This window comes from Chryseobacterium soldanellicola, assembly GCF_900100115.1.
Classification (GTDB): Bacteria; Bacteroidota; Bacteroidia; order Flavobacteriales; family Weeksellaceae; genus Chryseobacterium; species Chryseobacterium soldanellicola.
Genome location: NZ_FNKL01000004.1, coordinates 753,154 through 772,009, shown reverse-complemented (window position 1 = coordinate 772,009; position 18,856 = coordinate 753,154). Strand labels below are relative to the sequence as shown.

Genomic DNA, 18,856 nt, shown 5'->3' with positions numbered 1-18,856 from the left:
CAATGGTTTTATTAAGTTTTGATATTGAGGAATTTGATATGCCATTAGAATATAAAGGAGAAATTCCTTTTGAAAAGCAAATATCGATTTCACAGACAGGATTAGAAAAAATTTTAGATATTCTAAAAAAACATAATGCAAAAGCTACTTTTTTTTCAACGGTAATTTTTGCAGAAAACAGTAAGCTTCTTATTGAAAGATTATTGAATGAAGGTCACGAATTGGCCTCTCATACCTGGTTTCATTCTGAGTTTGAAGAAAAACATTTACTCGAATCCAGAGAAAAGCTCGAAGAATTATTTTCTACAAAAGTGACAGGTTTGCGAATGCCGAGAATGATGCCCGTCAATGAAAATGCTGTTGAAAATGCAGGATATTCTTACAATTCTTCGATCAATCCAACATTTCTTCCGGGAAGATATAATAATTTAAAAGTTTCCAGGACCTATTTTAAAGAAGGAAAAGTAATGCAAATTCCGGCGTCTGTTTCTCCGAATTTCAGAATACCGCTATTTTGGTTGAGTTTTCATAACTTTCCCTTATTTTTTTATAAAAAATTAGCTTCAGATACCTTAAAAAAAGACCATTATCTGAACATTTATTTTCATCCGTGGGAGTTTGCAGAAATTAAAGATGAAGCATTCAAATTACCCGGATTTACGGTAAAAAATTCAGGAAAAGAAATGATTGAAAGGTTTGATAATTTTATTTTCTGGCTTAAAAGTAAAAATTATTCATTCGGAACATTTCAGGAATTTCAAAAACAAATAGAATCATGAAAATTGCTTTCGATGCCAAACGTTTTTTTCACAATACTTCAGGATTAGGAAATTATTCAAGAGATCTCGTAAGAATCTTAGCTGAATATTTTCCCGAAAATGAATACATTTTAATGAATAAAAATAAGTCTGAACGAGGAGCGGATATTGTAAACAAACCCAATGTTCATTTTGTTGAAACATCAAAAGGAACGATGTCGCGTCAATTAAAAATGGGAAAAGATGCGCAGAAACAAAATGCGGATATTTTTCATGGTTTATCAGGCGAATTACCCTTTAAATGGGATAAAAAACCAATTAAAAAAATCGTTACCATTCATGATTTAATCTTCATTAGATATCCTCAATATTATTCATTTTTTGACCGGAAAATTCATCTTTGGAAATTTAAAAAAGCAGCAAACACTGCAGATAAAATTATTGCAATTTCTGAGCAGACAAAAAGAGATATTATTCAATACTTAAAAGTTCCTGAAAGTAAAATTGAAGTTATTTATCAAGGTTGTCACAAGTCTTTTAAAGAACAGCAATCCAGCGAATTAACTCAGATTACTAAAGAGAAATTCAGCCTTCCGGAAAGATTTATTTTAAACGTCGGAACGATCGAAGACCGCAAAAACCTGTTGAATATTGTTAAAGCTATCAAAGGAACAGATATCCCTTTAGTTGTTGTTGGAAAAAAGACAAAATATTTCACTAAAATCCAGGATTTCATAAAAAAAAATAAGCTGGAAAATCAAGTTCATTTTTTAGAAGGAGTTTCTATGGAGGAGCTTGCGATGATCTATAAATCAGCTGATATTTTCGTTTATCCAAGCTTTTTTGAAGGTTTTGGAATTCCCGTGATTGAAGCTTTATTTTCAAAAACGGTAACCATTACGAGCAACACAAGTTGCCTTCCTGAAGCGGGCGGACCGGATTCTGTCTACATTGATCCTAATAATTATTTAGACATTCAGTCAAAAATAAAATTTTTATGGGATAATGAATCTGAGAGAAAACGCCGTGCTGATAAGGGTTTCGAGTTTGTTCAAAAATTTAATGATAAACCGATTGCAAATGAATTAATGAATCTCTATCAAAAAATTCTCTAGAAAAAACTTGGCAGTTTAAAAATAAGCTTTACATTTGTACCACAAATTTCAACAATGAAACCGAATTTTTTAACAGTACATCATTATTATCATCATCTCTGCTAGACGGAATTGATTGGTAGGTAACTATGTTAAAAATCAAAATAATTAAAAACCGTCTGAGTAAACAGACGGTTTTTTTGTTTCTAAATTCTTCCCGGGCAATTTATTTCAATTAATCTGTTTTTCTTTTACTCAGACATAAATAATGTAAAATGAGTAAATTAAAAATTGCGATACAAAAAAGCGGACGGCTTTATGAAGAATCTCTGCAACTTCTCAAAGACTGCGGGATTTTCATTAACAACGGAAAAGATCAGTTAAAAGTTTCGGTTGACAATTTTCCCATGGAAATCCTGTATTTACGGAACTCCGATATTCCTCAATATTTGGAAGACGGAGTCGTGGATATTGCCATCGTTGGTGAAAATCTTTTAGCTGAAAAACAAAAAAACATTGAAATTGTTCAGAATCTTGGATTTTCAAAATGCCGTGTTTCTTTAGCGATTCCGAAAGAAATTGAAACAGATGATATTAATTATTTTCAGGGTAAAAAAATTGCAACCTCTTATCCGAATACACTTAAAAATTTTCTTCAAAAAAATAATATTTATGCAGATATCCACGTGATTTCGGGCTCTGTAGAAATTGCTCCCAATATTGGTTTGGCAGACGGAATCTGTGATATAGTAAGTTCCGGAAGCACTTTATTCAAAAACGGGTTGAGAGAAACCGTTACGCTGTTAAAATCAGAAGCTGTATTGGCCAAAACTTCAAATTTAGACGAAGAAAAAATAATTATCCTTCAAAAGTTTTTATTCAGAATTAAAGCTGTTTTAAAGGCGAAAAACTCAAAATATATTTTGATGAATGTTCCAAATGATAAAATTTCTATTATTTCAAAAATACTTCCGGTTCTTAAAAGCCCAACTGTAATTCCTTTAGCAGAAGAGGGTTGGAGCAGTATTCATTCGGTAATTGATGAAGAAAGATTCTGGGATGTCATTGATGAACTCAAGGAAAACGGAGCACAGGATATTTTAATAATTCCAATCGATAAAATGGTGATTTAATATGAAAATTTATAAATATCCAAATAAAAATTCCTGGTCAGAATTAATCAAAAGACCTGTCATAAAAAGGGAACAGCTCTCTAAAACTATCATTGAAATTTTTAATGAAGTTGAAAAAAAAGGCGATCAGGCATTAATAAATTTCAATAAAAAGTTTGATTTAGTTGAAATTAAAAATATTGCAGTTTCTGAAAGTGAAATCAATGATTCATCAAATTTAGTTGATGATGAACTTAAAACTGCCATTCTGCAAGCAAAAGAAAATATCACCAAATTTCACGCCTCTCAAAAAACAGAAATTGAAAAAATTGAAACGGCAAAAGAAGTGATTTGTTGGAGAGAAAATCGAGCCATCGAAAAGGTTGGAATTTATATTCCGGGAGGAACCGCGCCACTGTTTTCAACTGTTTTAATGCTTGCCATTCCCGCTCAATTGGCTGGTTGTCAGGAAATAATTTTGTGTACGCCTCCAGATAAAAACGGAGAAATAAATCCTGCAATTCTTTACACTGCTCAACTTTGCGGGGTGACAAAAATTTTCAAAACAGGTGGTGCCCAAGCTGTTGCAGCCATGACTTTTGGTACACAAACAATCCCAAATGTTTATAAAATTTTTGGCCCCGGAAACCAATTTGTTGTTGCCGCAAAAGAATATGCTCAAAGTTTTGGAGTGGCGATTGATATGCCGGCCGGGCCAAGTGAAGTCCTCGTCATTGCCGATGAACAGGCTATACCCGAGTTTTGTGCAGCCGATCTTCTTTCACAGGCGGAACATGGAAGTGACAGTCAGGTGATTTTTATCTCAACAAATGAAAAAGTTTTTGATGAAACCATCAATGAAATAAATAAACAAATTATTCAGCTTCCCAGAAATAAATTTGCGCAGGATTCTTTAAAAAACAGCAATTTCATTCTATTAAATTCACTCGAAAAAGCTGTAGAATTAAGTAACTTTTATGCGCCGGAACACCTTATTTTAGCTTTACAGGATTTTGAAAAATACATTCCGTTTATTCAAAATGCGGGTTCCGTTTTTCTGGGAAATTACACCTGTGAAAGTGCGGGAGATTATGCCAGCGGAACCAACCATACGCTTCCTACCAACGGCTTTGCAAAGAATTACAGTGGTGTTTCTTTAGACAGCTTTGTGAAGAAAATTACATTTCAATATTTGACAAAAAATGGACTTCAAAATTTAGGTAAAACTATAGAAATTATGGCAGAAGCAGAAGGTTTAATAGCCCATAAAAATGCAGTTTCAATTCGATTAAATACAAAATAGACAAAAATGACAACAATTAATATAAACAATCTTGTTCGGAAGAACATTTTAGAACTACAGCCTTATATCAGTTTCAGAGATCACAATGAATTTGATAATCCCGTTTTGCTGGATGCTAATGAAAGCCCGTTCGGAAAATACAACCGTTATCCTGACTCAACACAGAAAAAATTAAAGGAAAAATTATCTCAGATAAAAAACATTTCACCTAATCAAATTGCCGTTGGGAATGGAAGTGATGAATTAATTGATTTAATTACAAAAATTTTCTGTGAACCCAACAATGATTCAATTTTAATGATGAATCCTTCTTTTGCGATGTATGGATTTTATGCTTCTATTAATCAAAACAAAATAATGAAGCTTGATTTAAATGAAAATTCCGAAATTATAAAAGATGATTTTTTAAAGATTATAAAAGATTTTCGATTGAAAATTTTCTTTTTGTGCTCACCAAATAATCCAACAGGAAACAGTATTGAAGATATTGAGTTTTTTGTTCGAAATTTCGATGGAATTGTAGTAATTGATGAAGCATATATTGAATTTTCAGATAAAAAATCAAGTATAGTATTAATAGAAAAATATCCCAATGTTATTGTTTTACAAACCTTTTCGAAAGCTTGGGGAATGGCAGGAGCAAGGATAGGAATCGCCTATTCTTCCGAAGAAATAATCCAATTTATCAACACGGTAAAAGCGCCTTATAATGTCAATTCTTTGAGTTTGGAACTAATTTTAAAAAGCCTTGAAAATACAGATGAATTTAAACAAAATGTAAAAAATATTTTAAAAGAAAGGGAATGGTTGCAATCAGAATTTCAAAATATTACCTGCATAACAAAAATTTTTCCGACAGACGCGAATTTTTTTCTGATCGAATTTGATGATGTTGAAAAAGTGTATGAAAAGCTCTTAAATGAAGAAATTTTAACCAGCAAAAGAAGTCCGGCAATTCCTAACTGCATCAGAATTAATGTTGGAAATAGAGAGGAAAACATAAAGCTTCTCAATCTTTTAAAAAGTATTTAATCATGAAAAAAGTATTATTTATCGACCGTGACGGAACATTAATTGTTGAACCACCAATCGATTTTCAGGTTGATAGTTTTGAGAAGCTTGAATTTTATCCTAATGTTTTTCAAAATCTTTCAAAAATTGCAAAAGAGCTTGATTTTGAGTTGGTAATAGTAAGCAATCAGGATGGTTTGGGGACAGAAACTTTTTCTTTTGAAAATTTTACCGGACCTCATGAAAAAATGTTAAAAGCTTTTGAAAATGAAGGGATAATATTTAATGATATTCTGATCGACCGAAGTTTTGAGCATGAAAATCTATCAACTAGAAAACCAAAAACAGGAATGCTCGGAAAATATATTTACGGAAATTATGATCTTGAAAATTCTTTTGTGATTGGTGATCGAATTACAGACATTCAGCTTGCAAAAAATTTAAGCTCAAAAGCAATTTTCATTAATAATATTCAAAATGAAGATGCTGTTTTGACAACAGAAAGCTGGGAAGAAATTTATCAATATTTAAAGCAAATTCCACGAAAATCAAAAGTATCAAGAAAAACGAATGAGACCGATATTGAAATTGAAATCAATCTCGACGGAAAAGGAAATTCTGAAATATCAACGGGATTACATTTTTTCGACCATATGCTTGAACAAATTTCGAAACACGGAAATTTAGATGTAAAAATTAAAGCAAAAGGAGACTTGCAAGTTGATGAACATCATACAATTGAAGATACGGGAATTGTTTTGGGAGAAGCCGTTTTAAAAGCATTAGGAAAGAAAAAAGGAATCGAGAGATATGGCTTTTTACTCCCAATGGATGATTGTCTGGCACAGGCTGCCATTGATTTTGGGGGAAGACCTTGGTTGATTTGGGAAGCAGATTTTAAGCGTGAAAAAATTGGTGATGTTCCGACCGAAATGTTTTACCATTTCTTTAAATCTTTCACAGATTCGGCTCAATGTAATGTAAATATTAAAGCGGAAGGAGAGAATGAGCATCACAAGATCGAATCTATTTTTAAAGCATTTGCAAAAGCTCTAAAAATGGCTGCTAATCAGACTGATCAAAATTTTAATGTACCATCAACAAAAGGAAGCTTATAATGATAGCCATCATAAAATACAACGGCGGAAACGTCAGTTCCGTACAAAATGCAATCGACAGACTGAATGTAAAATCCATTATTACAGATGATTATGATGTGATTCAAAAAGCTGACAAAGTAATTTTCCCGGGAGTTGGAGAAGCGTCCTCAACAATGAAATTATTAAAGGAAAAAGGGTTAGATCAATTAATTCCTACTTTGAAACAACCCTTTTTGGGAATTTGTCTGGGAATGCAGCTGATGTGTAATGAAAATGAAGAAGGGAATACAAATGGGATGGGAATTTTTGATATTAATGTGAAAAAATTTCCGCCGAAAGATTTAGTTCCGCATATGGGTTGGAACACGATTTCAAATTTAAAAACAACAGTTTTCTCAGGAATTGAAGAAGAAAGGGATGTGTATTTTGTGCACAGTTTTTATTGTGAAATATCTCATTTTACGACTTCTGTTTGCAATTATATTTTACCTTTCAGCGCTTCTTTACAAAAAGATAATTTTTACGCCATGCAGTTTCATCCCGAAAAATCGGGCAAAATTGGAAGAAGTCTATTAAATAACTTTTTAAAACTATAAAGATGAAAATTATTCCTGCAATTGACATTATCGACGGAAAATGTGTACGTCTCTCCAAAGGTGATTACGAGACAAAGAAAATTTATAATGAAAATCCTTTAGAAGTTGCAAAAGAATTTGAAAACTTTGGAGTTAAATTTTTACATCTTGTTGATTTAGATGGCGCAAAATCTAAACATATTGTTAATCAAAAAATACTTGAGAAAATAGCTAGAGACACTTCATTACAAATAGATTTCGGAGGTGGATTAAAATCAAAAGAAGACATTGAAATAGCTTTTAATTCAGGGGCAAAACAAATAACGATTGGAAGCTTTGCCATTCAGAATCCTGAATCTTGTTATGAAATTATTGAAAATTATGGTCCTGAGAAAATTATTTTAGGAGCAGACTGTGATGATAGAAAAATAAAAACTTCGGGTTGGGTTGAGGAAAGTGGCCAAAACGTCATTGATTTTATTCTACAATATCAACAAAAAGGTATAAAAAATACAATCTGCACAGACATCTCAAAAGATGGAATGCTTGAAGGCCCGTCGATTGAGTTGTATGAAGAAATTTTAGTCAAAACTTCAATTCAGCTGATAGCAAGCGGTGGAATTTCCTGTATTGAAGATGTTTACAAAATGAAAGAAATCGGCTGCTCCGGAACGATTATCGGAAAAGCAATTTATGAAAGGAAAATTACATTAATCCAACTTCAAAATTTTATTGAGAATGCTTAAAAAAAGAATCATCCCATGTTTGGATATCAAAGACGGAACAACCGTAAAAGGAATCAATTTTGAAGGACTCAGAAATGCAGGAGATCCAATAGAATTAGCAAAAAAATATGAACAAGATGGAGCTGACGAATTGATTTTCCTAGATATTACCGCAACCATTGAAAAGAGAAAAACTTTCGCTGAATTAGTTAGAAATATAGCAAAAAATTCAAGCATACCATTTACAGTCGGAGGTGGAATTTCTTCAGTTGAAGATGTGAGATTATTATTGGAAGCCGGAGCAGATAAAATTAGTGTTAATTCTTCTGCTGTGAAAAATCCAAAATTAATTTATGATCTGTCAAAAGAGTTTGGAAATCAGTGCATCGTTGTAGCAATTGATACAAAATTTGTCAATCAGTCTGATCGGGTTCATATAAAAGGCGGAAGGGAAATAACTCAGCTAAAAACATTAGACTGGGCAAAAGAAATTGAATCTTTAGGAGCAGGAGAAATTCTTTTGACCTCGATGGATGGTGACGGAACAAAAAACGGTTTTGATCTGAGAATCACGAAATTAATTTCTGAGAATGTAAATATTCCGGTGATTGCTTCCGGAGGAGCAGGAAAAACAAAAGATTTTGAAGATGTTTTTAATGAAACATTAGCAACAGGGGCTTTGGCAGCAAGTATTTTCCATTTTGGAGAGGTTAGTATTAAAGATTTAAAAAAAGAATTAAAATTCAAAAAAATTGCAATACGATGAAAATAGATTTTAATAAAACAAACGGGCTAGTTCCCGTTATCATTCAGGATAACAGAACTTTGCAGGTTTTGATGCTGGGTTACATGAACGAAGAAGCTTTTGAAAAAACTAAAAAAGAAGGAATTGTCACCTTTTTCAGCCGTTCAAAAAACAGACTTTGGACAAAAGGTGAGGAATCCGGAAATTTTTTAAGTGTAAAAAATATTACAATAGACTGTGATAACGATACCATTTTAATTAAAGCAATTCCTAAAAATGTGGTTTGTCACACCGGAAGTTTCAGTTGTTTTGGCGAAAAAGATTCTAAAGGATTTTTGTACGAACTAGAAGAAAAAATTTCGCAAAGAATAGATAATAAAGTAAATATTTCCTACACCTATTCATTATATCAAAAAGGTATTAATAAAGTAGCTCAAAAAGTAGGAGAGGAAGCCGTAGAATTGGTTATTGAAGCCAAAGATAATAATGATGAATTATTTAAAAATGAAGCGGCAGATTTGCTTTATCATTTTTTGATTTTACTTAAAGCAAAAGGATTTTCTTTAGAGGACGTTGAAAAAGCTTTGGAGACCAGAAATAAATAAACCCTGCTTTTACAGGGTTTACTTTTTATTTTTCAATTAAAATTTTCCTTACAACCTTCTGATCTCCGGATTTTAAAATTCCAATATAAGCTCCGTTTTGTAAAGATGAAACATTGATTTTCGTTTCATTACTGTTTTTCAAAAGCGGTCGGCCTAATAGATCTGTTACTTCAAAGCTGAAGTTTTTGACATTCTTTGGAAGTTCAATATTCAAGGTATCTTTTGCCGGATTCGGATAAATTTCTGTAGATTCTAAGGTATTTAAAGTGTTTTCTTTCGTTCCTAAAATCGTTGTAGCCGCCACTGCAAAATGTTGAAGGGCGCCAACCGAAGCTTTTCCTACTTTATAAATATAGACCGGATCTGTGTTTGCAAAAGTATCGTTTGCGGTGTGAGGAAGATTACTTCTATGGTATTCAAAATACCCTGTAATCACTTCTCCTTTAGCTTCAAAAGGCATATAATCAGTATCTTCAGCTTCATCAATATCTGTAAATAATGGTGAATAAAGTCCTGTACAAGCAATTAATTCCTGATTTGCGGCCACTGAAGCTGCGGTATTGTTAGGATTTCCGCCCATGTCTTCATCACAATAGATTGTGTCATTATTATTGCCTAATTTACCACCGACCTGATCTAAATTAAACACCAATTTAATATCCAAAACTCGGGTATTTCCCTGATAGGCCACAGTATTTGCATAGTGAGTACTTCCTTTTAACCCCTGTTCTTCACCTGAAAAATGAATAAATTTTATAGAATATTCTGTAGGAACGTCTTTTAAAATTCTGGCAGCTTCAAGAATAATTGAAGTTCCGCTTCCGTTATCATTTACTCCCGGGCCTACGATGCTGTCGAAGTGTCCGCAGATAATTACATATTTATCAGGATAAACAGTTCCTGTTTTTGTAATGACCAGATTTTTAGAGCTGGTGCTTCCAAAAGTGAAAGGATCTTCCTCGATCTGGCTTGCAGAATATCCATAAGAAAGATATTTATTTTTAAGCCATGTTAATGCATTTGCATTTGCTGTGGAACCTGTTGTTTTCACGCCAAGATTAGCAAATTCCTGCAAATTCATTGTAATATTGGTTTGTGTAACCATATTGGCTCTGTCCTGATATGCCTGGATAAAGCTTTGCGCCTGCAAACTTAAAGTTGTTAAAGAAAAAAGCAAAAGAGTAGTAATTTTTCTCACTTTATATTATCTTTTTAGTATTTTAATAATTCCGACAAATGTAGATAATAAAAAAATCCTGAGCAAAAACTCAGGACCTTAATTCTTTATATCAGTAAAATTATCTTTCAATGATAAATTTTCTGGTAACACTTGTTTCCTTTGATTTAATAGTGCATAAATAAGTTCCGTTTATTAGTGTAGAAACATTGATTTTTTTCTCATTTCCTATGTGTAATGCTGTGCGACCACTTGCATCTGTGATTTCTACATTAAAATCTTTAATACTATTTGGCAAGTCCAGATTAAGAAAATCTTTTGTAGGATTCGGATAAACCTGTACCGATTCAAATTTATTTAAATCATTTTCTTTTGTCCCTAAAATTGTTGTAGAAGCGACTGCAAAATGCTGAAGAGCTCCTACCGCAGCTTTTCCCACCTTGAATACATACGTCGGATCAACGTTTGCAAAAGTATCATTTACCGTGTGCTCATTATGACTTTGTGGAGTTTCGTAGAAGCCTGTAATGATGTCACCATTTTCTTCGAAAGGCATATAATCTGATGAATATGCATTTGACATTACCGTTTGTAATGGCGAATATAATGTAGTACAAGTTGCCAATTGTTCTGTAAAATCTAATGATGGCGCGTCGTTTCCTGACTGACCTGACTGATCACTCTCACATTTAATAGAATTACTTGGGCTAGATAATTTACCACCAACCTGATCAATATTAAAAACCAATCTTATATCCAACTGGCGGACACCGTTTTGGAAAACCACGTTATTGGCATAATGATCGCTTCCGTATAAGCCTTGCTCTTCGCCTGAGAAATGGATGAATTTAATCGAATATTCTGTCGGAACATCTTTTAAAATTCTAGCAGCTTCCAGAATAATTGAAGTTCCGCTCCCGTTATCGCTCACTCCGGGTCCTACTATTGTGTCGTAATGTCCGCAGATAATCACATAAGTGTTAGGATAAACGGTTCCTGTTTTAGTTATAATTAAATTTTTAGAACTTGTGTTACTTCCGATCAGAAAAGGATCTTCTTCCATCTGGCTTACGTTATATCCATAAGAAATGTACTTATTCTTAATCCAGTTTAAGGTATTTGTATTGGCTGCAGAACCTGTGGTTTTCACACCAAGGTTTCCGAATTCCTGTAAATTTGAAGTAATATTTGTCTGCAAAACCTGGTTAGCCCTTGTTTGATAAGCCTGGATAAAGCTTTGGGCCTGTACAGTGTATGTTGCAAAAGAAAAGAGTAGAAGAGTAGCTAGTTTTTTCACTTTCTTATAAAATTTAATAATCCTTTATATATTTAATAAAATTCAAGCAAATGTAGTGATAAAAAAATCCCGAGCAAAAAAACTCGGGATTTATATTGATAACAAAAAATTCTACATTATTTTACTTGATCTACAACTGCTTTGAAAGCTTCAGGGTGATTCATTGCTAAATCTGCTAAAACTTTTCTGTTAAGCTCAATGTTGTTTTGTTTAAGAGCTCCCATAAACTGAGAGTAAGACATCCCGTGCTCTCTAGCTCCTGCGTTGATACGCATGATCCAAAGTGCTCTGAAGTTTCTCTTTTTCTCTTTTCTACCACGGTAAGCATATTGCATTGCTTTTTCCACGGCGTTTTTAGCTACAGTCCAAACGTTCTTTCTTCTACCGAAAAAACCTTTAGCTTGCTTAATAATTTTCTTTCTGCGAGCTCTTGAAGCTACTGCATTTACTGATCTTGGCATAATTTAAATTGTTTTTTTGAAATGTGCGGTAAACTGTTTCATTACACTTAGCTGCTCCATTTCAGGGTTAAAATTTCTGAATTTTTTGAATTCTTATAAACCGAATTATAGATTTATAAAAACTACTTAATTGCTAATTGACGTTTAACGCTTTTCTCGTCCACTTTTGCAACATAAGAAGTTTGCGTAAGATTTCTCTTCTGCTTAGTTTCTTTCTTTGTCAAGATGTGGCTTTTGAAAGCATTTTTTCTTTTAATCTTACCAGTTCCGGTAAGTTTAAAACGCTTTTTAGCACCTGATTTCGTTTTTAATTTTGGCATTGTTTTGCTTTTTATTGTTTTGTTATCAATATCTGTATTGGTTATCCCTAAATACATTTAGGAATAATAGTTTGCAAAATTACGAAAAAAAAGTGAGATGCGAAAGAAATTTTTAGACTGGAAGAGGGAAGTTTGAGGCTGGATAGAAGTTTAAATTTTTATTTGAAGCTGTTTCCCGCTTTCCACTGTATCTTTTGAGTTACGGCCTCCGCTTCGCTTCGCCCGCAACCCAAAAGGATGCCGTTTCTATCGGGGCTAGGAAAGTGAATGGTCAATAAGTGAATTGTGAATTTACATGAAGCTGGAAAAATTGACGGTTGACAATTCACTTTTAAAATTCACACTTTTTAAAACCATCCTGTTTGTCATCCTGAAAGGATCTAGACACGAATATTTCAAGCTTTTTTTCTAATACTATGTGCAAAACAAACTTATAAAGAAAACTACAACCAAAATTTGATTGTAGCTTTCTTTTAATATGTTTAGATAAGAAATTAAGATTCGATAAACTCCAAAAGATCTTTATTGATCGTTTCGTGTTCAGTAGTCGGCATTCCGTGAGGGAATCCTGGATATGTGATTAATTTACCGTTTTTCAATAACTTCGCTGATTTTATTGCTGAATTTTCAATTGGCACAATCTGGTCATCTTCACCATGAAGTAAAAGAACAGGAATATCAACAGATTTCAAATCTTCTGTAAAATCTGTTTCAGAAAAAGCTTTAATCCCATCATAATGAGCTACGATACCTCCCATCATTCCCTGTCTCCACCAGTTTCTCTGTACGCCTTCTTTCACTTTGGCGCCTTCTCTGTTGTATCCGTAGAAAGGGAAAGTCAGATCAATATAAAATTGGTTTCTGTTATTTAAAGTCTGGTCCCTGATATTATCGAAAACTTCCATAGGAACTCCATCCGGATTATTTTCACTTTTTACCATTACCGGAGGCACAGCACTAATTAACACTGCTTTTTTCGCTCTGCCGTTAGCATATTTATTTACATAACGAATAACTTCACCACCACCTGTTGAATGCCCGATATGGATTACCTCTTTAAGGTCAAGAAATTCTACCAGCTCAGCGGCATCAGAAGCATATTGCTCAATAGTATGATTGTAAATATTCTGGCTTGAACGTCCGTGGCCTCTTCTGTCGTGTGTAACTACTCTGTAACCTTTCTGCAGGAAAAAGATCACCTGCGCATCCCAGTCATCTGAAGATAGCGGCCATCCGTGGTGGAACATCAGTACTGGTCCTTCTCCTTGATCTTTGTAAAAAATTTCTGTTCCGTCTTTTAATGTAAGTGTGCTCATTTTTTTAATGTTTAAAATATTAATAATTTATTTTTGATCTAAATGAGTTTTCCGTTTCTCATTTATAAAGCAAATGTAGAGGAAATTTTTTATCATAATATTGATGTAAGGTAAATTTTAATAATTAATTAATCAATATATATAAAATAAAAAAACCTCAAATTTCTTTGAGGTTTATATCGTAATCAGATCCAAATGATCTGGCTATAGATTATTTTGCTGGCTTTTTCGGACTCATCATCATGATCATCCTTTTTCCTTCAAGTTTAGGAAGCTGGTCTACTTTTCCAACGTGCTCAAGTTCCTGAGCCAGTTTTAGAAGCAAAATTTCTCCCTGATCTTTAAAGATAATCGAACGTCCTTTAAAAAATACGTAGGTTTTTAATTTTGAACCTTCTTCAAGGAATTTTTCAGCATGCTTTCTCTTAAATTCATAATCATGGTCATCTGTCTGAGGCCCGAAACGGATCTCTTTTACAACCACTTTTACCTGCTTGGCTTTTAGTTCCTTCTGCTTTTTCTTTTGCTCGTATAAGAATTTTTTATATTCTAATATTCTTGCAATAAACGGTTCTGCCTTATCTGAAATTACTACCAGATCCAATTCCTGTTCTGCAGCAAGCTGTCTTGCTTTGTCAATCGGATAAATTCCCGGCTCTACGTTATCGCCCACCAAACGAAGCTCTCTCACACGAATTTTATCGTTGATCAAGTGTGCGTCCTCCTGTACCGGACGTCTTAGTGGGCCCCTGTTGTTAAATCTTTTTTGTGCTATTGTCTTAAATTTTATTGGTTAACTTACTATTTATTAAAAGATTAGAATATCATTTACACTTATGTAATTTTTTAATTTAATCCTTCAATCTTTTAATAATTTTTATATTGCTGCTTCTTTCTTAAAATAACTGACGAAATCTTCCATATTCATCACTCCAAGATCTCCTTCACTACGTCTTCTTACAGAAATTGTGCCGTCTCTCTCTTCATTTTCTCCTACAACAAGCATGAATGGGATCTTGTTTAATTCTGCATCACGGATTTTTTTACCCGTTTTTTCGTTTCTGTCGTCAATCTGACCGCTAATATCGTGATTTTCTAAAAATTGTGAAACTTTTTTAGCATAATCTACATATTTTTCACTGATCGGCAGAATGATAAACTGATCCGGGCTCAGCCAAAGTGGAAAATCTCCTGCAGTATTTTCTAATAAAATCGCGATAAAACGTTCCATAGAACCAAATGGCGCTCTGTGGATCATTACCGGTCTGTGTTTCTCGTTGTCGTTTCCGATGTAGTGAAGATCAAATCTTTCCGGTAAATTATAATCAACCTGGATGGTTCCAAGCTGCCATTTTCTGCCTAAAGCATCTTTTACCATGAAATCCAATTTCGGACCATAAAATGCAGCTTCACCATATTCAACAACAGTTTTCAACCCTTTGTTTGCTGCTGCTGTGATAATTGCATTTTCTGCCTTCTCCCAATTCTCATCAGAACCGATATATTTTTCTCTGTTATCAGGATCTCTTAACGAAACCTGAGTCATGAAATCTTCAAAACCTAAAGATCTGAAAACATATAATACAAGGTCGATCACCGCTTCAAATTCTCCTAACAACTGATCCGGAGTACAGAAAAGGTGAGCGTCATCCTGGGTAAATCCACGAACTCTTGTTAAGCCGTGAAGCTCTCCACTTTGCTCATATCTGTAAACAGTTCCGAATTCTGCATATCTTTTTGGTAAATCTCTGTAGCTCCATTGTGAAGTTTTGTAAATTTCACAGTGGTGAGGGCAGTTCATCGGCTTCAGCATAAATTCTTCTCCTTCATTCGGAGTTTTGATCGGCTGAAAGCTGTCTGCTCCGTATTTATCCCAGTGTCCGGAAGTTACATACAAATCTTTTGACCCAATGTGTGGCGTCATTACAAATTCATAACCTCCTTTTTTCTGAGCAACAGAAAGGAAATTTTCCAATTTCCTTCTCAAAGCAGTACCTTTTGGCAACCAAAGCGGTAAACCGGCACCTACTTTTTCAGAGAAAGCAAAAATCCCTAATTCTTTACCTAATTTTCTGTGGTCTCTTCTTTTTGCTTCTTCTAAACGCTCAAGATATTCAGTTAAATCTTTTTGTTTAGGGAAAGAAATACCGTAAACTCTTGTTAATTGAGGATTTTTTTCATTTCCTCTCCAATAAGCTCCGGCAGCATTTAAAATCTTCATTGCTTTTACAATTCCAGTATTCGGAATATGTCCTCCACGACAAAGATCTGTGAAATTATCGTGTGTTACAAAAGTGATTTCACCATCATTAAGATTAGAGATCAGCTCAACTTTGTAAGGATTATCAGCGTATGTTTTTAATGCTTCCTCCTTAGAAACAGGGTATAATGAGAATGTTGAAGCTTTTTTAGCATTTTCCAATACTTTTTTCTCAATTTTCTCAAAATCTTTTTCAGATAAACTTTCGTCCCCGAAATCTACATCATAATAGAATCCGCTTTCAATAGCGGGCCCGATCGTCAACTTAGCATTAGGATAAAATTCAAGGATAGCCTGCGCCAAAAGGTGGGCTGAAGAGTGCCAGAAAGCCTTCTTTCCAAGATCATCGTTCCAGGTCAACAGCTGTACCGTAGAATCCGTGGTTATAGGTGTGGTCGTCTCTACTTGTTGGTTGTTAACAACTGCGGAAATGGTGTTTCTAGCCAATCCCTCGCTTATAGATTTTGCCACATCTAGCGGAGTAACTCCCGCCTCGAATTCTTTGACGCTATTGTCTGGAAGTGTAATTTTTATCATTGTTTACTAAGAAATTTTAAGATGCAAAAATACGCATTTTTTATTTAAAATACTACATTACGGTATATTTGAGACGAGATTTAATACTAAAAATTAAATAAAATCGTTTTTACTAATTCTTAAATAATTAATCTTCTAATTATGAATGGGTTGATAGATTTATTTTAAAAATTTTTTTACAATTCTTACAATGAATATTTTGTAAAAAAATTCTGCCTCGTGTGAGACAGAATCTTTTTGTTGCATCTATTCATCCGTATTATCGGTTTTTCCTGATTTATTTTTTGAAGATTTCTGAACATCTTCTTTATCAATATCAGGCGGATTTGTTTTTTTTGATGAAGCAGGAATATTTGGAAAATCCTGATTTTGCTTTTTTGACTCTGCAGAGTTTGCAGATTCCTCTTTTTTATCTTTTCCTTTTGAGTCCATAACGTTGAAATTTTATAGTCCTAAAACACCCAGCTTACCTGTCTGGTCTTCTATTGTATAATTCAAAGCCTTTGCCAAAACGAAAATATTATTAAGATTTTCCATTAATTGTTTATGTCCTTCATCTCTCAGCTTATTTTGGTTAATAGATTTAACCGCCGTTTCTTTGGCTTTTTGAGTTACATTTTTAATGTCTTTCTCGGAAATTCTATTGAAAAAAGAATCGTCCATCGACTGGATCTCAACGCTTGGAGTAATTCTTATATTTGCATCGGGCAGTTCAGTAATAATCAATTTTTTATTAATTGAATCTACCTTCATCTTCATCTTATTAAGGTCGTAAGAAACCTGAGCATTGGTTTTTGTGTAGGTAATGATGTTGTTGCTGGTCATTTCGCTTCCAAAAAACTCATAGCTCATTTTTGTTTTCTGCATACTGGAAATATCCTGCTCCAACACCACCATTTTATTCATTTTGGAAATCTGATTGGTCAGAATATAATAATCTGATTTTTCTGTTTTTCCGCCCAGATTTAGGCAGGATTTTAAACCAAAAAACAGGAGCAACATAATGAGAGCTCCTGCTAAAAATGGTATTATAATTCTACTATTTTTCAATATCTGTTATTTAAATATTTCTTTGATCACAGATTTGTCGTCTTTCTTTAAAATTTCAACCAAATCTCTTTCAATATAACCTGATGTGGGCATTTCGATGATTCTTCCAATTTCCTTGCCATATTTTTCAACAATAATGGTCGGAACTTTTTGAATATTATATCGTGATTCTTCGCCGGTAGGAGATTCTTTTTTACGGTTAACCGCAATAATGGTCAATTTTCCGTCAGGAAACTTCAATTCCTCTAAAATTTTCATCAGTCTTGGGAAATCTCTGTGGCTGTCTTCACACCATGTCCCCATGAAAACAACAAGATTGTATGTATTGATTTTTGCCTTTTTCAGCTCACCGACTGCTTTTTGATCAACAGTATATTCGTCATGTTCTTTCACAAACCAATCTGCGTACGGAGCTTTTAGAAACTGGTCTTTCAACTGATTTCCCAAAAGCATTTTGCCGTCATTTGTGGTTTCAACTTCGCGATTTACGACCACTTTCTGAGCGCTAACCTGTTGGGCAGTCAGTGCCAGACAAGAGATAACAGCAATATTTGTAATAATTTTTTTCATATTTATTTTTCAATAATTGTCTTCAAATCGGCAGGAGAGTAGTATTTGTTTTTTAAGACTTTATGGTCTGCCTGTCTGTAAACATTGTACTTTTCACCTGATTTTTCATAAAAAGATTCTACTTCTTTTTCTTTGTAAAACTCAACGGTTTCCTGTGCCTGTTCTTCATTGTCGCAAGCTTTAGACATATTGGAACGCTGAACTTCATTGAATAGCTCTACAAATTTGTTGCCAAGTCCGAACTCAAGCACCGCACCGCTTAAAACATACTGCAAATCGCAAAGTGCATCTGCAATTTCTACGATATCATTATCTGCAATAGCCTGTTTTAATTCGTTTAATTCTTCCTGCAAAAGCTCAACTCTAAGGTTGCATCTCTCCGGGGAAGGAATCTGTGGTGTATCTAAAATAGGGGCTTTAAAAGTGGTGTGGAATTCTGCTACCTGGTTCAGACTGTCAATTTTATCCATGAATATTTTTTATTTAACGCAAATATAAAAATTAGGAATTAGAAATAAGGAATCAGGAGTCAGGTTTTTATTGATTGTTTTTTATTGTAAGACAAATTATTTATAGTTGTCATTCTGATGAACGAAGAATCTCTTTTATTTTAAAATTAAAGTTGAGATATTTATTAACATTATAAAAAACTGAATTATTATGTTTAAATTTAGCTAAAACCAAATGAAGGTTTTCATTATTATAAACGGGCTAAAGCCTGTTTCTATTGATGTTGGAAAATATAGTGTTTAATAAAAATAATTCATAATTCATAATTCATAATTCATAATTCATAATTCATAATTAAAAAAAGACTGCCCAAACGGACAGCCTTGTATT

21 protein-coding genes are annotated in these 18,856 nt (G+C 33.5%); 10 read left to right on the top strand and 11 right to left on the bottom strand.

What is annotated here, in order from left to right; all coding sequences use genetic code 11:
• Positions 1-2: 2 nt before the first annotated feature.
• The 10 genes from BLT04_RS17680 to hisIE all read left to right on the top strand — a co-directional run bounded on the left by BLT04_RS17680 (position 3) and on the right by hisIE (position 9,028).
• Positions 3-779: a polysaccharide deacetylase family protein gene (locus tag BLT04_RS17680; protein WP_089757112.1), complete on the top strand. Its 777-nt coding sequence runs from the start codon at positions 3-5 to the stop codon at positions 777-779.
• Positions 776-1,873, top strand: a complete 1,098-nt coding sequence (locus BLT04_RS17675) for a glycosyltransferase family 4 protein (RefSeq protein WP_089757111.1) — start codon at positions 776-778, stop codon at positions 1,871-1,873. Before BLT04_RS17680 ends, BLT04_RS17675 begins: the two co-directional genes overlap by 4 nt.
• A 254-nt stretch (positions 1,874-2,127) precedes the next feature.
• The gene (gene hisG, locus BLT04_RS17670) at positions 2,128-2,985 is read left to right on the top strand and encodes an ATP phosphoribosyltransferase (protein ID WP_089757110.1); all 858 of its coding nucleotides are present in this window, start codon (positions 2,128-2,130) and stop codon (positions 2,983-2,985) included.
• 1 nt (position 2,986) lies between these two features.
• The gene (gene hisD, locus BLT04_RS17665; RefSeq protein ID WP_089757109.1) at positions 2,987-4,267 is read left to right on the top strand and encodes a histidinol dehydrogenase; all 1,281 of its coding nucleotides are present in this window, start codon (positions 2,987-2,989) and stop codon (positions 4,265-4,267) included.
• Positions 4,268-4,273: 6 nt separating this feature from the next.
• Positions 4,274-5,299, top strand: a complete 1,026-nt coding sequence (hisC, locus tag BLT04_RS17660; RefSeq protein WP_089757108.1) for a histidinol-phosphate transaminase — start codon at positions 4,274-4,276, stop codon at positions 5,297-5,299.
• A 2-nt stretch (positions 5,300-5,301) separates the two neighbouring features.
• Positions 5,302-6,396, top strand: coding sequence for a bifunctional histidinol-phosphatase/imidazoleglycerol-phosphate dehydratase HisB (gene hisB, locus BLT04_RS17655; protein ID WP_089757107.1), 1,095 nt, complete (start codon positions 5,302-5,304; stop codon positions 6,394-6,396).
• Positions 6,396-6,974: an imidazole glycerol phosphate synthase subunit HisH gene (hisH, locus tag BLT04_RS17650; protein ID WP_089757106.1), complete on the top strand. Its 579-nt coding sequence runs from the start codon at positions 6,396-6,398 to the stop codon at positions 6,972-6,974. The genes hisB and hisH overlap by 1 nt, the downstream gene beginning before the upstream one ends.
• Before the next feature lie 2 nt (positions 6,975-6,976).
• Positions 6,977-7,699, top strand: coding sequence for a 1-(5-phosphoribosyl)-5-[(5-phosphoribosylamino)methylideneamino]imidazole-4-carboxamide isomerase (gene hisA / locus BLT04_RS17645; protein ID WP_089757105.1), 723 nt, complete (start codon positions 6,977-6,979; stop codon positions 7,697-7,699).
• Positions 7,692-8,444, top strand: a complete 753-nt coding sequence (gene hisF, locus BLT04_RS17640) for an imidazole glycerol phosphate synthase subunit HisF (RefSeq protein ID WP_089757104.1) — start codon at positions 7,692-7,694, stop codon at positions 8,442-8,444. Before hisA ends, hisF begins: the two co-directional genes overlap by 8 nt.
• The gene (hisIE, locus tag BLT04_RS17635; RefSeq protein ID WP_089757103.1) at positions 8,441-9,028 is read left to right on the top strand and encodes a bifunctional phosphoribosyl-AMP cyclohydrolase/phosphoribosyl-ATP diphosphatase HisIE; all 588 of its coding nucleotides are present in this window, start codon (positions 8,441-8,443) and stop codon (positions 9,026-9,028) included. The genes hisF and hisIE overlap by 4 nt, the downstream gene beginning before the upstream one ends.
• Positions 9,029-9,053: 25 nt before the next feature.
• On the opposite strand, the gene BLT04_RS17630 is transcribed toward hisIE, so the two are convergent.
• From BLT04_RS17630 to BLT04_RS17580, 11 genes are all read right to left on the bottom strand, one after another.
• Positions 9,054-10,226 carry a M28 family peptidase gene (locus BLT04_RS17630; RefSeq protein ID WP_089757102.1) on the bottom strand — a complete coding sequence of 391 codons (1,173 nt, stop codon included), beginning with the start codon at positions 10,224-10,226 and terminating at the stop codon, positions 9,054-9,056.
• Between the two features lie 100 nt (positions 10,227-10,326).
• Positions 10,327-11,502 (bottom strand): M28 family peptidase, encoded by a 1,176-nt coding sequence (locus BLT04_RS17625; protein ID WP_089757101.1) that lies wholly within the window; start codon positions 11,500-11,502, stop codon positions 10,327-10,329.
• 116 nt (positions 11,503-11,618) lie between these two features.
• A complete protein-coding gene (rplT, locus tag BLT04_RS17620) occupies positions 11,619-11,963 on the bottom strand; it encodes a 50S ribosomal protein L20 (RefSeq protein ID WP_089757100.1) in 345 nt (114 codons plus the stop codon).
• A 122-nt stretch (positions 11,964-12,085) separates the two neighbouring features.
• Positions 12,086-12,283 (bottom strand): 50S ribosomal protein L35, encoded by a 198-nt coding sequence (gene rpmI, locus BLT04_RS17615; protein WP_034711140.1) that lies wholly within the window; start codon positions 12,281-12,283, stop codon positions 12,086-12,088.
• A gap of 494 nt (positions 12,284-12,777) precedes the next feature.
• The gene (locus tag BLT04_RS17610; RefSeq protein ID WP_089757099.1) at positions 12,778-13,599 is read right to left on the bottom strand and encodes an alpha/beta fold hydrolase; all 822 of its coding nucleotides are present in this window, start codon (positions 13,597-13,599) and stop codon (positions 12,778-12,780) included.
• 211 nt (positions 13,600-13,810) lie between these two features.
• Positions 13,811-14,311, bottom strand: coding sequence for a translation initiation factor IF-3 (infC, locus tag BLT04_RS17605; protein WP_139166279.1), 501 nt, complete (start codon positions 14,309-14,311; stop codon positions 13,811-13,813).
• A gap of 165 nt (positions 14,312-14,476) precedes the next feature.
• The gene (gene thrS / locus BLT04_RS17600; RefSeq protein WP_089757097.1) at positions 14,477-16,396 is read right to left on the bottom strand and encodes a threonine--tRNA ligase; all 1,920 of its coding nucleotides are present in this window, start codon (positions 16,394-16,396) and stop codon (positions 14,477-14,479) included.
• Positions 16,397-16,642: 246 nt separating this feature from the next.
• Positions 16,643-16,828: a hypothetical protein gene (locus tag BLT04_RS17595; RefSeq protein WP_089757096.1), complete on the bottom strand. Its 186-nt coding sequence runs from the start codon at positions 16,826-16,828 to the stop codon at positions 16,643-16,645.
• Between the two features lie 12 nt (positions 16,829-16,840).
• Complete coding sequence (locus BLT04_RS17590) at positions 16,841-17,446, bottom strand: DUF4230 domain-containing protein (protein ID WP_089757095.1); 606 nt, start codon at positions 17,444-17,446, stop codon at positions 16,841-16,843.
• 6 nt (positions 17,447-17,452) lie between these two features.
• Positions 17,453-18,016, bottom strand: coding sequence for a TlpA family protein disulfide reductase (locus BLT04_RS17585; RefSeq protein ID WP_089757094.1), 564 nt, complete (start codon positions 18,014-18,016; stop codon positions 17,453-17,455).
• Between the two features lie 2 nt (positions 18,017-18,018).
• Positions 18,019-18,486, bottom strand: coding sequence for a pyrophosphohydrolase domain-containing protein (locus tag BLT04_RS17580; protein ID WP_089757093.1), 468 nt, complete (start codon positions 18,484-18,486; stop codon positions 18,019-18,021).
• Positions 18,487-18,856: the final 370 nt, after the last annotated feature.

Excerpts from the sequence above, each read along its gene's own strand:
- hisG (WP_089757110.1), top strand. The coding sequence starts at position 2,128 with ATGAGTAAATTAAAAATTGCGATACAAAAAAGCGGACGGCTTTATGAA.
- hisB (WP_089757107.1), top strand. The coding sequence starts at position 5,302 with ATGAAAAAAGTATTATTTATCGACCGTGACGGAACATTAATTGTTGAA.
- thrS (WP_089757097.1), bottom strand. The coding sequence starts at position 16,396 with ATGATAAAAATTACACTTCCAGACAATAGCGTCAAAGAATTCGAGGCG.
- BLT04_RS17610 (WP_089757099.1), bottom strand. The coding sequence starts at position 13,599 with ATGAGCACACTTACATTAAAAGACGGAACAGAAATTTTTTACAAAGAT.
- BLT04_RS17675 (WP_089757111.1), top strand. The coding sequence starts at position 776 with ATGAAAATTGCTTTCGATGCCAAACGTTTTTTTCACAATACTTCAGGA.
- hisH (WP_089757106.1), top strand. The coding sequence starts at position 6,396 with ATGATAGCCATCATAAAATACAACGGCGGAAACGTCAGTTCCGTACAA.
- BLT04_RS17585 (WP_089757094.1), bottom strand. The coding sequence starts at position 18,016 with ATGAAAAAAATTATTACAAATATTGCTGTTATCTCTTGTCTGGCACTG.
- hisD (WP_089757109.1), top strand. The coding sequence starts at position 2,987 with ATGAAAATTTATAAATATCCAAATAAAAATTCCTGGTCAGAATTAATC.
- rplT (WP_089757100.1), bottom strand. The coding sequence starts at position 11,963 with ATGCCAAGATCAGTAAATGCAGTAGCTTCAAGAGCTCGCAGAAAGAAA.
- hisIE (WP_089757103.1), top strand. The coding sequence starts at position 8,441 with ATGAAAATAGATTTTAATAAAACAAACGGGCTAGTTCCCGTTATCATT.
- hisC (WP_089757108.1), top strand. The coding sequence starts at position 4,274 with ATGACAACAATTAATATAAACAATCTTGTTCGGAAGAACATTTTAGAA.
- hisF (WP_089757104.1), top strand. The coding sequence starts at position 7,692 with ATGCTTAAAAAAAGAATCATCCCATGTTTGGATATCAAAGACGGAACA.
- rpmI (WP_034711140.1), bottom strand. The coding sequence starts at position 12,283 with ATGCCAAAATTAAAAACGAAATCAGGTGCTAAAAAGCGTTTTAAACTT.
- hisA (WP_089757105.1), top strand. The coding sequence starts at position 6,977 with ATGAAAATTATTCCTGCAATTGACATTATCGACGGAAAATGTGTACGT.
- BLT04_RS17595 (WP_089757096.1), bottom strand. The coding sequence starts at position 16,828 with ATGGACTCAAAAGGAAAAGATAAAAAAGAGGAATCTGCAAACTCTGCA.
- BLT04_RS17680 (WP_089757112.1), top strand. The coding sequence starts at position 3 with ATGGTTTTATTAAGTTTTGATATTGAGGAATTTGATATGCCATTAGAA.
- BLT04_RS17580 (WP_089757093.1), bottom strand. The coding sequence starts at position 18,486 with ATGGATAAAATTGACAGTCTGAACCAGGTAGCAGAATTCCACACCACT.